General features: G+C 56.9%; 1 protein-coding gene. It reads right to left on the bottom strand.

What is annotated here, in order from left to right; translation table 11 throughout:
- Positions 1-189: 189 nt before the first annotated feature.
- The coding region (locus tag H8792_RS12640) for a hypothetical protein (RefSeq protein WP_228767125.1) at positions 190-422 on the bottom strand (233 nt) is incomplete at its 5' end.

The following is a 422-nucleotide window of genomic DNA, read 5'->3' on the forward strand; positions in this document are numbered from 1 at the left end:
GTATTGGTTTAGCCACTGGCGCGCCTGATACCTGAAATCGGCGCCCACTACTCAAGGGGTCGCCTGCCAGAGAAATCTAACCCCCGGTCGGCTCCCCGACCGGGGGTTTTGTTTTTCCAGCCCTGAACAATTTTTGCTACACACCGAACTTAAAGGAAATCACACCATGAACTTCACCACTTATTACCGTTACGACACCTGCACCGCCTGGCGATTTAGCAAGCTCCGTTCGGGACAGCCTGCCGCCTCCGATCGGTCACCTATTGGTGGCAAGCCAACACACGCAGCCAATACAGCCAATTGTCGAACACCCCAGTAGGGCAGAGCGCGCGGGAACAGCCCGCCGCTTGCCCAGGAAGCACAAATCATGAACTCCTCTATCGCCGCACTGCCCGTTACCACCCTGTCCAGCGCCAATGAAG

Source organism: Thiomicrorhabdus heinhorstiae, assembly GCF_013391765.2.
Classification (GTDB): Bacteria; Pseudomonadota; Gammaproteobacteria; order Thiomicrospirales; family Thiomicrospiraceae; genus Thiomicrorhabdus; species Thiomicrorhabdus heinhorstiae.